Here is a 14,824-nt window from a genome sequence, read left to right as displayed (position 1 = left end):
AAAGCCCTTTAATTTGATTACACACAAAACTAGCAGAGCTTCATTCTCTCATGTTTTAACCTTAGTACTGCTTACTATAGTTTTTACAAGTCATAGTCAAGGCTTATTAGGAGGTGGAGGTGGCGAAGGTGACCGAATTGATGGCAAATTTAAGTTTCTACCACTCCCCTATGTGGATTATAACAGAGCTGTTGGAGTAACCCTTGGGGCCATACCAATGGCTATGATGAACCTATCTGAAAAAGACACCATTTCACCTTCGTCAACCGTGGGTCTGGTAGGGACTTACAGTGAAAATAAAACCTGGTTCCTCATGGGGTTTGGGGTGTTTTATTTGGATGAAGACAACTGGCGAATCAAAGCAGCCGGGGGGTATGGAGATGTGAACTACCAGTTTTATGCTGCCAATCCTATAGACCAGTGGTTCAACTATAATACCAATGCCGACTTTCTATATGTAAGTGTTCAAAAGCAGATTATACCAGATCTTTATGCTGGTTTAGGCTACATCTACACCACCTTTAAAACATCGACCGATTTTTTCGAACGTGAATTTACAACCCAATTACATGGAATTGTTATTGACGCTACATATGATAGACGTTCATCAGTTACCTATCCCAGAGATGGTTACTTTCTGCAGGGCCGATTCAGGACGTATCCCCAATTTGCGAATGATCAATACGATTCCAATCAAATGACTCTAGCCTATAACCATTATTTTCCTATGGTTGGTCGACGAGATGTCCTGGCTGCAAGGCTTTATTCAGGTTTGTCCTTTGGAGACGTTAGCTTTAATCAACAGTTTATTGTGGGTGGTACGGACATACGTGGCTATTCATTTGGGCAGTTTAGGGGTAAATCAGTAATTGCCGCACAAGGAGAATACCGTTGGAATTTTCACAAGCGTTTTGGTGCCGTTGGGTTTGCAGGATTAGCAACTGTTCTCGGATCCTTAAATGAATCAGACGAAGGACGACTACTGCCTGGAATTGGTACAGGTGTACGTTATGTGTTCCTTAAGGAAACACATTCAACTGTCGGGTTTGATGTAGCCGTTGGAGATGGAGACTGGGGTTTTTATTTTAGACTTTCAGAAGCATTTTAAATATGAAAAATACGCAAGCGAAAGAATGGAGGGACCGTTTACGATTTTTAGCTGATATTATTTTTGCAACCGCCATGACCTTGATGGTGCTCAATATTGAGGTTCCTCAATTTGGTCATATCGACAAAACCGGGGAACTGGCTAAGTTTCTTATTCAGCAATTGATGAGTATGGGATCATTTTTCATTATTTTTCTTGTAATAGCTGTTTATTGGATTAAACACTTAGAACATTTTAGTATGATTCCGTTTGTTAACCAGAATTTTATCTGGTTACAATTGATTTTTCTGGCGAGTATCTTACTCTTACCTTTCTGGAACGCCTATATAGAAGTGTTTTCAGAGAACGTTGCCATTAGGTTTTTTCTAAGTGTCAATATGCTCCTAGTTGGCGTTTTTTCCTATCTAAGCCTCAACTATGCCTCTAATACCAAACATCGACTATTACACTCAGAAGTAACAACTGAGGAATTGAAAGAGGCCAAAATGCAAATTCTAACCGAACCAATTATTGCTGCTTTAGCTGCAGGACTAGCCTTTATTGATGTGCTGTATTGGGATCTGGCCTTTATTCTAGTCCCTATATTATTTGCTTTAAGACGCCGATTGATCCCTATCAAATACTTTAGAAAAACCAAGTCTTGATTTTTTAATAGCTTTATAAAAGAGGAAACCAGTAATTCTATGCAGACATCAGCAGACAAATTATGCCCGGAATGTGGAGACAAGATTATAGGTCGCGTTGATAAGAAATTCTGTAGTGATGGCTGCCGAAACACCTACAATAATCGTCTAAACAAAGACAATCGCAATCTGGTTAGAAATACCAATAACCGTCTTCGCAAGAATTATAGAATCCTGGAAGCCTTAAATCCAGATCAAAAAACCAAGGTTTCGAGAGGAAGACTCATTGAGAAAGGATTTGATTTTAATTATATCACAAGTATCTACACTACCAAAGCTGGTACCGTCTATTATTTTGTATACAATCAAGGTTATCTACCCTTGGAAAATGATTATTATGCGCTAGTAAAGCGAGAAGATTAACTGCTCTTGGTACTGCTATTCCAATTAACTCCTTTGAGGTTCAAGGCCGCTTTTAAAATATCTTTTTGACTAATCTGTCCTACCAATTTTCCGCGCTCAACAATTGGAAATCGTCTTCGTTTGGAGTTAAGGAATTTATTGGCGGCATCAAATATGTCCATATTACCATCTATGGTTTCAACATCTCTAGCCATACGTTTTTCCACGTTATCGTATTCCAGAGGCATGTTGTAGTATCGACTTTCACTTAATTGTTTAAGGCAATCCCCCTCGGAGATAACCCCAATTAACTCTTTGTTCTCATTAACTACTGGCCCACCCGAAATTTTATATTTGATGATGGCTTGCACCACCTCTTGAATGGGCTGGTCTGGTTTAAAGGTAATTAGATTGGTAGTCATATAATCCCTCACCTTAAGTGGGGTAGCCGTCGTTACAGTCTGCTGCTGCTTTCTTGATCCCTGAAAACTCTTAATACCCATGATTTAGTTAATTTTGCGTGAACTTAAATTTAGATAAAATATTGCGCCTGAGCAAGTAAGGCTCCGGTACAAGCTTCAATTCCATAGAATTTGACGATGTCGGAGAAACAAATTAGCATCATAGGTTGTGGTTGGTTGGGATTACCATTAGCTAAAAAACTAGCATCCCATGGCTATAAGATAAAAGGTTCAACCACTTCTGTTTCTAAGCTTAAAAATCTTAAGGAGGCAGGTATCGAGCCCTACCATGTTCAACTGCATGCATCTAAAATAACTGGTGACATTGATGGGTTTTTACGGGATAGTACAATCGTCATTATTAACATACCACCAGGACTTAGAAAAAACCCCAATAAGGATCATGTATCCGAAATAAGTCGTTTACTTAAGGCTATTCAGAAGGCTTCCGTGAAACATATCCTTTATGTAAGTTCAATTTCAGTGTTTGAAGATGATACGGATTTTCCAGTGATAACAAATACTTCTACCCCCAATGGAACCTCCAATAGCGCCCAACAACTAATAGCTATAGAAAAGTCGGTCTTGGCGCTTTCCAGAACTAATACTTCTGTGCTTCGCTTTGCTGGGTTAATTGATGACCAGCGGCATCCAGGAAACCAGCTTGCGGGTAGGACTGGCCTTCTGAATCCCAAAGCCCCCTTAAACCTTATTCATAAAGAGGATTGTATAAACATAATTTTAAAAATTCTTGAAAAGAAGATTTGGGGGAAGGTATTAAATGCCTCATACCCATACCATCCAGCTAAAAAAGACTATTATACTGCTTACAGCGAGTCTAAAAACTTACCCCTTCCTTCCTATGACTATTCGCAGCCTTCAAAAGGTAAGGTGATTGACAGTTCAAAATTGGAACAGTTATTGCTTTTAAACATGCGCTATAGACCCTAGAAATTAACAGGTATTAGGACGCATATCTAATTAATTTTTATAGTTTTGGCCATTAAATTTTACGATCCATGAAAAAGCTATTTGTCGTCTTAGGAATCTTATTTTGTGCAGGACTTTCAGCACAAACCAATGCAGAATTAAAAGCGCATTACGAAAAGTATTATGAACTCATGAAAAGCCATGGGGATGTTCAAGGGGTTATTAATGCTCTCACGCATTTAGAAGCCCTAACCCCTAATCAAGCTACAAGGGACACCCTTGGTTATCTATATGTTACCGAAGGCCGTTTTATGCAGGCACTTAATGTGGTAGGTGTTGACAAAAACGCTACTGATTCTGACATCAATGTTGAAGTAAAAGCTTTGGCATTAAAAAATCTGAATCAAATTCAAATGGCGGTAGAGCAATATGAAATTCTGTTTGGAAGAACTCCAAATCCACAGCTGGCTTATGAAGTGGCTGACCTTATGGCTCAGACCGATAATCTTGGTGGTGCTAAAGCTAAAATAGACTACGGTTTATCTAATGTCACTGATGAAATGAAGCGTACCTTCTACGAAAGTCAGCAACCGTATCAGACGTCTTTAAAAGCTGCTTTTCTTTATTTAAAAGGTATTGTCTTATTTAAAGAAAATCCTAAATCAAATTTAGACCAGTCTCTTAAGCTTATCAATGAAGCTTTAACTATTGATCCAAATTTTAATCTCGCCAAACTATCACGTGAGGCCCTTGAAAATCAAAAAGCCCAGCAGGCGCAGCAAGGACAGAATTAAAAAAACCAATATTCATAAAAAAAGGCAACCCAAGGGTTGCCTTTTTTATTTCGTAAACTATTACCAAATTCTCACACGCTCTTCTGGCGGTAAGAACATGGCGTCCCCTTCTTTAATATCAAAAGCCTCATAGAAGGCATCCACATTTTTAAGAGGTTGCACCGCTCTTACCTGACCTGGTGAGTGCGGATCTGTCATGATCTGATTTCTTAAGGCATCATCGCGAGTCAAGGTTCTCCAAATGGTAGCCCAAGACATAAAGAAACGCTGCTCTGGCGTAAATCCATCGATATTCTCTGGACGTCCGTGTTCTTCAAAATACAATTGCAAACCATCATAGGCACCTAGAACACCACCAAGATCTCCAATATTTTCTCCTAAGGTAAATGGTCCGTTTACATAAACACTATCTAAAACTTCTATAGCAGAGTATTGATCCGCTAATGCTTTACCTCTTGCTTCAAATTCTTTTAAGTCTTCATCAGTCCACCAGTTTTTGACATTACCATTGGCATCAAAGCGCGCACCAGAATCGTCAAAAGCGTGGGAGATTTCATGACCAATAACGGCACCTATACCCCCATAATTAACCGCTTCATCCGCTGTATAATTGTAGAATGGTGGTTGTAAAATAGCTGCTGGAAAGACTATCTCGTTATTAATTGGATTAAAATACGCATTGACCGTTTGTGGAGACATTCCCCAGCGTTTTTTGTCAATTGGCTCGTTGATTTCACTTAAGTTTTCTTTCTCTGCCCAGGCTTGTACAGCAAGCATATTTTCAGCATAAGAATTGCCCTCTTTCACCATCATTTCTGAATAGTCTCTCCACTCATCTGGGTAAGCAATCTTTACAGTAAACTTATCCAGCTTTTCAATGGCCTTCAACTTAGTTTCAGGGCTCATCCAATCGAGTTTTTCAATACGGATCTGGAACGCTTTAATTACATTAGCAATCATTTCTTCCGCTTTTTCCTTGGCTTCTGGTGGAAACTTGGCCTGAACGTATAATTGTCCAATTGCTTCACCAACCGTACCATTGACAGTGCCTAAAGCACGTTCCTCAGCAGGTCTCATGGCCTTAGAACCATTAAGCGTTTTTCCATAAAACTCCCAGTTGGCCTTTTCAATCTCAGGAGTTAAATAAGCAGCAGCATCGTCTAAAGTTCTCCACGTCATTAAAGTTTTAATGTCTTCAATTGAGGTGGTGTTTAAAAACTCATTCATTGCCACCATATACTTTGGTTGCATAACCATAATGGTATCAATATCTTTCTCAATACCCATGTCATCCATCATTTTGGTCCAATTAATCGATGGTGCCATCTCCTGTAATTCAGAAACCTTCTTAGGGTTATTCATATTTCTAATATCCCTACTTTCAACCTTAGTAAAACGTGGTTCAGCTAATTGTGTTTCTAATTTCAAAACAACATCTGCGGCAGCTTTAGCATCAGCCTCCGAGTAATCAATAAACTGAAGCATTCTGGTAATATGCTCTTTGTATTTTTCACGGATTTCTTTGTTCTTATCATCCTGTTCCAAGTAATAATCTCTTTGAAGACCAAGTCCGCCTGGGGCTACCCAACAGGTATTCATAGTACTATTATTTAAATCCGGTCCTGCTCCGATACCAGCAAATGGTGCTGATACTGCCAAGTTGGTTGCTACAACAGTTTGCATATCCTCCACGGATTTAATACTGTTAATAGCCTCTAAATACGGCTTTAAAGGTGCAACTCCCGCTTCAGCGCGTGCCACCGTATCTAATTCAGATTCGAAAATGAGTAGTGCCTTCTTTTGATCGGAACCCTCAGTGTAGGTACCCAACTCTTTAGACGTATTAATAATTTCTAAAACATCGGCTCGTGTAGACTTACGCAATACTCCAAATCCACCCCAACGCGATTCGTCATCAGGAATGGTATTGGTCTTCATCCAAGTACCATTTACGTAATTGTAAAAATCATCCTTTGGACTCACAGAGTCGTCCATATTTTCCAGAATAATTCCTGGGATCTTTTCGGCCATAGCCGTTTCTGTTTTGGCTTCTTCCTTACAAGCGAGCAAGGTAAATACTGCCAATCCAGATAGCGCTAAAAAGCGACTGATATTGGTTTTCATCATGACTAATTGATTATTTCGAATTAATTCGGTTTTGTTATATGAAGACTCAGGTAACAAAAAGTTACAAGAATCCGGTTTTTTAACGTTTCTACTCAGGTCTTGAGACATCGTTAGCCTCAAACTCAAACTTCTTATTGATAACATAAATGAAATTAGACCAGGCAATAAAGACCTCTTTAATGGAAGTCAGTTGTTCGTTCTTGGGGATATTATCCAACGTTAAGTCATTCTGAAGCTTTAAAAACTTAGTCTCTACTACCACCAGGCGGGCCATGATGGCATCGGTAAAAAAAGGCTTGGTGACATTGAACTCACATTTTTGTAACGCATCCTTTACTTCCTGAATATCACTTTTAAAGAAAGTAAGATCCGCAGTTTTTAAATAGTCAACTGAGGAGGCCAATTCCTGAAAGCCAGTCCATTGCGAGATGGCCTGCTGAATTTCTGGATCCAGGGCATAATCTACATAGTCCAGACTATCAATATCCTTTTGAGTGATTCTAATTTCTTCCACTATTAAAACCTGCTCAACAGGTACTTCAACTTCCGCCTTTTCCCCGCAGGCCAAACAGATTAAGATTAATCCCAAAATACCAAAACTATTAACGGTTAACTGCCTCATAGACCTGTAAAGATAGTAGAATGAAGTGTTTAGAACAATGCCATTTATTAAGGTTACTAATATACAGCGGAATTAGTGCTAAATTCTTATTAAAAGCCTAGAAAATCGAATATTTTGTAATAATCTATGGAGATATTCTTAGTATTTTTGGAAATCCTTAAAATAGCAGAATGGCTTCAAAGATTTTAATTATTGGTGCTGGTGGTCAGATAGGTTCGGAATTAACCGCAGCCTTACGTGCCAAACACGGAGTGTCTAATGTAATTACCTCCGATATTAACGATCAAAATCAGGAAATGGTGCAATCCGGTCCCTTTGAGGTTGTTGATGCCAAGGATTATGATGCTATTAAAGCCTGTATTGATAAGTATGATATTGATACTGTCTATTTAATGGCAGCCTTATTGAGCGCCAGAGGGGAGAAATATCCTGAAAAAGCATGGAACCTAAATACAGAATCTTTGTTTCACGTGCTCAACCTTGCCAAAGCTGGAGTAATCAAACAGATTTTCTGGCCGTCGAGTATTGCCGTTTTTGGACCAAGTACCCCAAAAACCAATACCCCACAACATACAGTATGCGAGCCTACAACAGTGTACGGTATTACCAAACAAGTTGGAGAACGCTGGTGCCAATACTACCATGATCAATACGGCGTGGATGTGCGTAGCATTCGCTACCCAGGTATTATAAGCCATAAAACCATGCCTGGTGGTGGTACCACGGATTATGCAGTTGAGATCTACCATAAGGCTATCACGGAACGGGCTTATACCTCATTTTTATCGGAAGACACGATGTTGCCCATGATGTTTATGGATGATGCTATAAAGGCCACTATCCAAATCATGGAAGCCCCTGCAGCGTCCATTAAAGAGCGATCCTCTTACAATTTAGCTGCCTTAAGCTTTAATCCTAAGGATATTTACGAGTCCATTAAAAAGCACATCCCTGATTTTAAAATCTCTTATGCTCCTGATTTTAGACAAAGTATTGCTGATAGCTGGCCGTCGTCCATTGATGACTCTGTTGCAAGAGAAGATTGGGCTTGGCAACATGATTACGACCTGGAAGCTACTACCGAAGAAATGCTAAAACACCTAAGTCTTAAGTACGGAGTAGAAGTTGTCTAGTCTTAATGCAGTTTAGAGGACACTATAATATTCTTAAACACCTCGTCCGGTGCTTTTCCATTAGTTAGATTATGAAGCTTGCTATAGCAGCTGTAACTACGTTTGTTTAGTATGACCTTGGCATCACCAGAAAGGTACTTATTAATTAGCTCTTGTTCATTAATTCTTATCTCAAGAGCTATGATATTATTGATGAGCTGGAACTGTTCCACACTTAAATGAGGAACACCGCTGGCCTTTATTAGAGAGCTATAATATCTGGTGAATTTCATCAAAACAAAATTATCCACTAATATTATAGGTGGTTGCCAACATCTGTAGCAACTTAAAATAAGTCCCAAGTTTATATCAAAATTCACTTATTTTGTTGTGAATTTATAATCTATTTCTTACTTAATTTTGAGTGTAAATAATTTAGAGTTCAGAGGTTACATTTTCAATCCAGACAATAGAAAGCCTCGTATGGTGAATACAGAACAAAACTATTGGATAGGTATCGTTGGTCTTCTCTTCTGTTTTGCAATTCTTCAATTGAACAAAGACTATTGGGACATTTACTTGATTAGGATACTTTTTACTACTGTTGCTATTTTCTTCGTGATTTTCACGCTCTGGAATAAACTGGCTGGTATCAATAAAAAGAAACCAATGAAAGGGATACTTAAAGGTGTTCTCAAAATCAACTCAGAGCGAATCGAAATTGATAATCAGTCATACTCCCTCAAGGAAGTGCATGACTTAACTATTCAAATTAAAAGCTTTTCTGGACAATTACTGAACAAAGGTCATTCCCCTGGTCCAAAAAGGTCCAATGGAACTAGCAACAGCATTTCATTTAGAAGTAATGATATTAATATAGATAAGAGATTTTCCATTCAATCAGAACAAGACTATTATTTACTAAAGGATTTGAAGGATGAAATTCAAAAGAAAATCAGGTAACTAATTGAATTAAATGAAACTAACCGTTCTCACCTCAGCAATGCTGGTCTTATTTGCATATTGTGTTTTTGTGTTAGTGAGTAACTACAATCAACTTGCCGACAATGGTGGTTGGGGTTTAATATCTGTTGGTGGTTTAATTTTTATTTCTTTTGTTGGAATAGGACTGGATGTAATAATTGGTTTTATTGTAAAGAACAAAATGATGCAGAATATCTTTGGAGCTGTCATTGCTTTGGTCTTCTTGTATTGGCTTTGGCCACAACTCTAATTTTCTCTATTTTCCTAAATATGGTCACCTATTGAAAAATACGCCAGAAATAGACCGAAAATTGCAATTCGTGTTCTTTTCGTGTTCCTGTAAAAATATAAGACACTGATTAACAGTGTCTTATACTTACTTTCTGTCGGGATGACAGGATTTGAACCTGCGACCCCTAGCACCCCATGCTAGTACGCTACCGGACTGCGCCACATCCCGAAATAAGGGTTTCTGAAACAACAGTATCCCTAAAAGAGGTTGCAAATATAGAACAGTTTTTACAATCCTTTTCGTCTTTTATTAAAAGCAAAACCAAAAAAATAAACTCTAATATTAAGGTCTCTACCAGGTCCACCATTCAGCGCGGACTCCAAAATAATGACCAACACTTCGCGGACCCACTAATTCTAGAAATGGGGAATATTGGTTATCTCGAGCAAAATCATTATAAATTCCCATCGAATATATAAAGCGAAGATGGGGTCTGGACCAAACAGATCGTTCCTTTCTTAATGCCAATGTCGGCACAATAGAAATTTTACCCATACGATACCAGGGCTGTTCTCCATCCTGACGTTGAGAATAATGCACTTCTGTTTGGAGATGGAACAAATCTGAGAGATAGGTCACCCCTTTAAACCCCAACGTAAAATCCTGTTTAAAATTAAAGACCTCTCGCCCCAAATACGTTTCGGACAAGCCACGGCCATCTGCAGCGCCCTTACTGCGGTTATAAACTGCATATCCGTTTAGGCTAAACCGTCTAGAAAAATTAAAAAGAAAATGATCTGTAATGTGCCAGGAATAGGCGTTATTAAAATTTAAGGTTTCAAGATTCACAGCACCAAAGGTTTCCCATGTCCGCGATGATCCACCGTCACCACCATTGGCAATGCCACTACCGTATCTAACCGCAAATTGGTTAAAGGACCCCTCCTCAAATCCATTAAAGTTGTTTTGAAACCTTGCTCCAATAACAAATCCATTATCCCCCGGAGCTGATAAAATAATATTGTCAGGGTCTGTTGTCATTGTAGGGTCACCAATGTGGTGATACTCAGCAAGCAGTGACAATAACTGCCCATCTTTAAACCTAAAATCATGTTCCAGAATATAAACCTGACGGTTGCGTATTTCAAGACTTGGAGTACCAGACTTTATATTTAAATAGAAATAGGGAGGTACCGTTGCTGTGGTGTCAGTTGAGGCAATGTATAGAACAGCTGCTCTTGAATTCTTATACTCCACGCCAAATCCCTGCCCAGAATGATCATTGAATACCCAATAGTCTGCCATGTGAATGTCGGGGCCACGATATAATCGTGACCCAACCCAAATGTTAAGATCTTTGGTGATGACATTTTTGGCCTCGACATACATTTCTGGTAAGGCAATGGCCAACCCTTGCTCACCGCTCGTATTTGAATTTCCAAAAAGCGATCCACTTCGTGAAAAAACAGAGGCTCGAAGTTGAACATTTATTTGAAGGGAATCGGGTCCAGGATCCTTTGGAGTCATATGAAATGCCATTCCAGCCTCCAGATAATCTTGTTCTTCCATACGCCCACCAATACTACCCATATTGTTCAGATTTAAGCGCCTTCCGTCAATACCAGCCGCATCGGTTGTTCCACTAACACCAATACGCCCATAGGAACCAAATCCCACACCAAACCAGTCACGGTTAATAATATCTTGATATAAAATGTTTTCCTGAGCAATCCCAAAAAGAGATAGTAGACAAATAAGGTAGAAAAGGTGTTGTCTTTTTAAGATCAACGCAATGGAGTTTGATTCCTTTTAAAATTAGAAATAATAGTGCTATTTCCAAAATAGAATACCTCAGCCTCATATACCTAGTGCTGCAAATAGAACTATTATTTCTAATTTTAAAATGTCATCTGTCTGTCTTAAGAGAGGGTCTTAGCGATAGCCGTGCATTTCTGAAGGGTTTCTTTAATATCATTTATGGTAGTACGTGGATTAATCAAGCACATACGTAAGACCACCTGATTCTGCAAAACAGTTGTCACCAATAGTGCTTCTTTTGAAGCAATGATCCCTTCAGATATTTTTTGATTTAAGGCGTCCAATTCCTTTTCTGTATACTGCTTGTCTATGGGGTTGTATCTAAAATTAATGATTGCTAAAGTTGCTGGTGAAATCACTTCCCAGTTGGTACTAGCACGCAAAATAGTCTCCGTTTCTTCCGCCAAATCGATATTATAGGCTACAGCTTTTCTAAAAGCGTTTAGTCCAAAAGTCTTCATCGACATATAGAACTTTAATGCTCTAAAACGTCGGGTAAGCTGGATTCCGTGATCGTAAAAATTAATTTCTGATGTGTTGCCTTCTATATCCCTGAGGTACTCAGGTTTTTCGGTAAAGGTCTGGCTTAACCATTTGTGATTCCTTACTAAAAGACACCCCATTTCATATGGCTGATACAACCATTTATGAGGATCAATAGTTAAAGAATCGGCTTTTTCAATACCCTTTAAAGCCAAGGCGCCTGCCTTAGACAAAATAGCAGCACCGCCATAAGCCCCATCGATATGAAACCATAACTTCTCAGATTTACAAATTCGTGCTATATCATTTAATGGGTCTACTGTTCCGGTATTTGTGGTTCCTGCAGAGGCAATGATACAGAATGGTTGTAGTCCAGCCAAACGATCTCTGGCAATAGCATTCTTAAGTTTATTAATGGCCATTTTAAACTCCAGGTCTGTTGGTATAATGCGCACCTGTTCTTTTCTGAAGCCCAATACACGAATGGCCTTTATGTTGGAGGAATGCGCTTGATCTGACATATAAATCACAGCCTTTGAAAAGTCATCCCCACACATTTGACGCCGTGCCGTTACTAAAGCCGTTAAATTGGCCATAGAGCCACCACTTGTAAATAAGCCACCACCCTTCTTTGAAGGAAACTTAAAGAGTTTTAATAACCAGTTTAAGGTGACAATTTCTAATTCAGCCGCCGCTGGAGAGGCGGCCCAGCCTCCTGAAAAAATATTAAACCCTGTTGCTAACGTATCGGCCATAACACTCACATAATTACTAGGGCCCGGTACAAACGAATACGACTTTGGATGCGATACGATACTGGAATTTGGTAGTACCTTGTCCACCACAAAATCCATCACCTCCTTATAATTCATGGGCTCTTCTGGAGCCTCCGTTTTAAACAACGAATCCATTTCTTCCCGGGTTCCAAAGACTACAGGTTGTTTTTTAGTCTCTTCAATAAAATGTTCTACAATGGCGTCAATTACTTGATAACCATAGTCTTTCATTTCCTGGGCGTTAAGTTGGAGTTTATGTGAATTGTCCATAACATTGGGTTTAAAAACAAAAAACCCAGCGACATAGCTGGGTTTTTTTGCTCCCCCTCTTGGGCTCGAACCAAGGACCCTTTGATTAACAGTCAAATGCTCTAACCAACTGAGCTAAGGAGGAATTTTCGCGTTAGCGAGCGCAAATATAGGTTATTTTTTTATTCTCCACAATTTTAAAACTTGAATTTCTTCTAACTCCGTATGACTTTGTAGAGCCGTTAAATAGCAAAAAATAAAGGGTGCTTAAAAAACACCCCTTACTCCAATTAACACTTAGTTTGTAGTTAAGTCACTATCCCTCACAGCTCGTACACTCTTTCTTTTGCTTGAATTTCTGGGCTGCATTCATGCTGTGCTGATAGTATAGGGATTTTAGTCCCAACTTCCAGGCTGTGATGTGTATCTTATTGATATCCTTAACAGGCATGTCTGGATGAACAATTATGTTTACAGACTGTCCCTGATCAATGTGGTTTTGTCTGTTTGCTGCCTGATAAATGATATCCAATTGGTCAATTTCTGAATAGGTTTTGAAGACGTCCTTCTCAAGATCGGTTAAGAAGTCTAAATGTTGTACAGAACCATCGTGCTCGCGTATGCTTCTCCATACCTCTTGATTATTCTGGCCTTTTTCTTCTAATAAGTCTTCTAAATAAGAGTTCTTAATTGTTGTCTTTATCTTGGCAATATCCTTCACATAGATGTTGGACCAGATGGGCTCTATACCTTGAGACACCTGTCCTAAGATAAAAGCAGACGATGTAGTTGGAGCAATAGCATTTAAAGTAGCGTTGCGTCTCCCATAACCTTCCAATACTTTTGGCTCACCATAATCCTCAGCTAAGGATTCTGAAGCCTTATAAGAACGCTCTTTTATTGTTTTAAAAATTTCACTATTTAAATTAAATGCCTCTTGACTGTTGAAGGGTAGCATTTTAGATTGTAATAGCGAGTGCCATCCCAATACGCCCATACCCAAAGCTCTGTTCTCTTTAGCGAAATTATAGGCGCGTTCCATGAACATAAAGGTCTGACGATCTTCTCGGTCTGAAGAGTCTCTATAAGATTCTAGTTTCTCTAAGAATTCTGTTATTACGGCATCTAAGAAACAAACCATGGTTTCAACTGCATCTGTTTCCTTCCACTTATCATAATGTAATAAGTTGATGGACGATAAGACGCATACAAAAGACCACTCATCATTAGATGGCAGCATAATCTCTGTACATAAATTACTAGCGTGGATTGGTAATTTTTTATCTTGATATACATCCGCTGCATTGTTATTAGCATTGTCTCTAAAGAAAATGTAAGGATAACCCATTTCTCCACGGCTCTGTAGCACTTTAGCCCAAACAGAACGCTTTTCAACATCACCAGCTATCATTTCTTCCATCCAATCATTCGATACAGAGACCCCATGAGTAAGAGACTGGATTGGATTTCCTTCCGTTCCAATTTCTAGGAACTCTTCAATATCCGGATGATCAACAGGTAGATAAGGCGAAAAACGACCACGTCTCACAGAACCTTGACTCACCACATCTACCATAGATTCAAACAATTGCATGATATGCACAGCTCCAGAAGCTTGTCCGTTATTTTTAACAGGAGCACCACGATGACGTATTTTTCCGAAATAACCTGAAGTACCACCTCCAAGTTTGGACATCATGCCTACTTCAGATTGGGTATATAAAATATTACCCATATCATCATCAATATGCGATCCAAAGCAACTGATAGGTAAGCCACGTTCCTTTCCAAAATTAGACCAAACAGGAGATGCCAGGGAATAGAAGCCTCTGGACATGTAATCGTAAAACTTATCTGAAAATCCAGGCTTGTTTAATATAGCTTCGGCTCTGTCCGCTATCTCTCTTATACGCCCTTCTGGAGTGACCCCATCAACAAGATAGCCTGAGGCCAGAAACTGGCGACTGTACTCTGTTAACCAGGCGAACGGTTGATCCTTTAGGGCTTGTCTCTCTTGTAGTGTTTTTTTTCTAGCAGTTAGTAAATCTGATTGTGTACTACTTTGTTGTTCTTTGGATGTAATTAAGTTGGTTTCGCTCATAA

15 protein-coding genes and 2 tRNA genes are annotated in these 14,824 nt (G+C 39.1%); 8 read left to right on the top strand and 9 right to left on the bottom strand.

The features are described 5' to 3' along the window. The first annotated feature begins 13 nt into the window (after positions 1-13). The 3 genes from DN064_RS01735 to DN064_RS01725 are packed head-to-tail and all read left to right on the top strand — an operon-like array spanning position 14 to position 2,154. Complete coding sequence (locus DN064_RS01735) at positions 14-1,108, top strand: BamA/TamA family outer membrane protein (RefSeq protein ID WP_157962197.1); 1,095 nt, start codon at positions 14-16, stop codon at positions 1,106-1,108. A 2-nt stretch (positions 1,109-1,110) separates the two neighbouring features. After that, positions 1,111-1,752, top strand: a complete 642-nt coding sequence (locus DN064_RS01730) for a TMEM175 family protein (RefSeq protein ID WP_115460880.1) — start codon at positions 1,111-1,113, stop codon at positions 1,750-1,752. A 39-nt stretch (positions 1,753-1,791) separates the two neighbouring features. Then, positions 1,792-2,154, top strand: coding sequence for a hypothetical protein (locus tag DN064_RS01725; protein WP_115460879.1), 363 nt, complete (start codon positions 1,792-1,794; stop codon positions 2,152-2,154). On the opposite strand, the gene DN064_RS01720 is transcribed toward DN064_RS01725, so the two are convergent. Then, entirely contained in the window at positions 2,151-2,636 is a 486-nt protein-coding gene (locus DN064_RS01720; RefSeq protein WP_115460878.1) for a CBS domain-containing protein, read from the bottom strand. The two genes, DN064_RS01725 and DN064_RS01720, sit on opposite strands and share 4 nt — an antisense overlap. 96 nt (positions 2,637-2,732) lie before the next feature. On the opposite strand from DN064_RS01720, the gene DN064_RS01715 reads away from it, so the two are divergent. Together DN064_RS01715 and DN064_RS01710 are read left to right on the top strand one after the other, a co-directional pair. Next, on the top strand, positions 2,733-3,545 hold the full coding sequence (locus DN064_RS01715) for an NAD(P)H-binding protein (RefSeq protein WP_115460877.1): 813 nt from the start codon (positions 2,733-2,735) through the stop codon (positions 3,543-3,545). A gap of 68 nt (positions 3,546-3,613) precedes the next feature. Further along, positions 3,614-4,318, top strand: a complete 705-nt coding sequence (locus tag DN064_RS01710; RefSeq protein ID WP_115460876.1) for a tetratricopeptide repeat protein — start codon at positions 3,614-3,616, stop codon at positions 4,316-4,318. Between the two features lie 60 nt (positions 4,319-4,378). On the opposite strand, the gene DN064_RS01705 is transcribed toward DN064_RS01710, so the two are convergent. Both DN064_RS01705 and DN064_RS01700 read right to left on the bottom strand, forming a co-directional pair. After that, positions 4,379-6,442, bottom strand: a complete 2,064-nt coding sequence (locus tag DN064_RS01705; RefSeq protein WP_115461356.1) for a M13 family metallopeptidase — start codon at positions 6,440-6,442, stop codon at positions 4,379-4,381. A gap of 91 nt (positions 6,443-6,533) precedes the next feature. After that, complete coding sequence (locus DN064_RS01700) at positions 6,534-7,067, bottom strand: hypothetical protein (protein ID WP_115460875.1); 534 nt, start codon at positions 7,065-7,067, stop codon at positions 6,534-6,536. Between the two features lie 170 nt (positions 7,068-7,237). Between DN064_RS01700 and DN064_RS01695 the strand changes: the two genes are divergently transcribed. After that, positions 7,238-8,200, top strand: coding sequence for an NAD-dependent epimerase/dehydratase family protein (locus DN064_RS01695; RefSeq protein ID WP_115460874.1), 963 nt, complete (start codon positions 7,238-7,240; stop codon positions 8,198-8,200). Positions 8,201-8,202: 2 nt separating this feature from the next. On the opposite strand, the gene DN064_RS01690 is transcribed toward DN064_RS01695, so the two are convergent. Beyond that, on the bottom strand, positions 8,203-8,472 hold the full coding sequence (locus tag DN064_RS01690) for a hypothetical protein (protein ID WP_115460873.1): 270 nt from the start codon (positions 8,470-8,472) through the stop codon (positions 8,203-8,205). A gap of 127 nt (positions 8,473-8,599) precedes the next feature. Here DN064_RS01690 and DN064_RS01685 point away from each other — a divergent pair, with 127 nt between their 5' ends. Beyond that, on the top strand, positions 8,600-9,142 hold the full coding sequence (locus DN064_RS01685; protein WP_115460872.1) for a hypothetical protein: 543 nt from the start codon (positions 8,600-8,602) through the stop codon (positions 9,140-9,142). 13 nt (positions 9,143-9,155) lie between these two features. Then, positions 9,156-9,413, top strand: a complete 258-nt coding sequence (locus DN064_RS01680) for a hypothetical protein (RefSeq protein WP_115460871.1) — start codon at positions 9,156-9,158, stop codon at positions 9,411-9,413. Between the two features lie 136 nt (positions 9,414-9,549). Here the strand turns inward: DN064_RS01680 and DN064_RS01675 are convergent. From DN064_RS01675 to DN064_RS01655, 5 genes are all read right to left on the bottom strand, one after another. Beyond that, a tRNA-Pro gene (locus tag DN064_RS01675) sits at positions 9,550-9,623 on the bottom strand. Positions 9,624-9,746: 123 nt separating this feature from the next. Then, entirely contained in the window at positions 9,747-11,183 is a 1,437-nt protein-coding gene (locus DN064_RS01670) for a carbohydrate porin (protein ID WP_157962196.1), read from the bottom strand. A 131-nt stretch (positions 11,184-11,314) separates the two neighbouring features. Next, entirely contained in the window at positions 11,315-12,742 is a 1,428-nt protein-coding gene (locus DN064_RS01665) for a pyridoxal phosphate-dependent decarboxylase family protein (protein ID WP_115460869.1), read from the bottom strand. Between the two features lie 50 nt (positions 12,743-12,792). Further along, a tRNA-Asn gene (locus DN064_RS01660) sits at positions 12,793-12,866 on the bottom strand. 171 nt (positions 12,867-13,037) lie between these two features. Next, positions 13,038-14,822 (bottom strand): ribonucleoside-diphosphate reductase subunit alpha, encoded by a 1,785-nt coding sequence (locus DN064_RS01655; protein ID WP_115460868.1) that lies wholly within the window; start codon positions 14,820-14,822, stop codon positions 13,038-13,040. Positions 14,823-14,824: the final 2 nt, after the last annotated feature.

It is taken from the genome of Winogradskyella aurantiaca (assembly GCF_003362725.1).
In the GTDB taxonomy this organism is placed as follows: domain Bacteria; phylum Bacteroidota; class Bacteroidia; order Flavobacteriales; family Flavobacteriaceae; genus Winogradskyella_A; species Winogradskyella_A aurantiaca.
This window is presented reverse-complemented; position numbering and strand designations above follow the sequence as displayed.

Coding starts and splice junctions, on each gene's coding strand:
- DN064_RS01655 (WP_115460868.1), bottom strand. CDS start 14,822: ATGAGCGAAACCAACTTAATTACATCCAAAGAACAACAAAGTAGTACA.
- DN064_RS01690 (WP_115460873.1), bottom strand. CDS start 8,472: ATGAAATTCACCAGATATTATAGCTCTCTAATAAAGGCCAGCGGTGTT.
- DN064_RS01710 (WP_115460876.1), top strand. CDS start 3,614: ATGAAAAAGCTATTTGTCGTCTTAGGAATCTTATTTTGTGCAGGACTT.
- DN064_RS01730 (WP_115460880.1), top strand. CDS start 1,111: ATGAAAAATACGCAAGCGAAAGAATGGAGGGACCGTTTACGATTTTTA.
- DN064_RS01705 (WP_115461356.1), bottom strand. CDS start 6,442: ATGAAAACCAATATCAGTCGCTTTTTAGCGCTATCTGGATTGGCAGTA.
- DN064_RS01715 (WP_115460877.1), top strand. CDS start 2,733: ATGTCGGAGAAACAAATTAGCATCATAGGTTGTGGTTGGTTGGGATTA.
- DN064_RS01695 (WP_115460874.1), top strand. CDS start 7,238: ATGGCTTCAAAGATTTTAATTATTGGTGCTGGTGGTCAGATAGGTTCG.
- DN064_RS01725 (WP_115460879.1), top strand. CDS start 1,792: ATGCAGACATCAGCAGACAAATTATGCCCGGAATGTGGAGACAAGATT.
- DN064_RS01720 (WP_115460878.1), bottom strand. CDS start 2,636: ATGGGTATTAAGAGTTTTCAGGGATCAAGAAAGCAGCAGCAGACTGTA.
- DN064_RS01680 (WP_115460871.1), top strand. CDS start 9,156: ATGAAACTAACCGTTCTCACCTCAGCAATGCTGGTCTTATTTGCATAT.
- DN064_RS01665 (WP_115460869.1), bottom strand. CDS start 12,742: ATGGACAATTCACATAAACTCCAACTTAACGCCCAGGAAATGAAAGAC.
- DN064_RS01700 (WP_115460875.1), bottom strand. CDS start 7,067: ATGAGGCAGTTAACCGTTAATAGTTTTGGTATTTTGGGATTAATCTTA.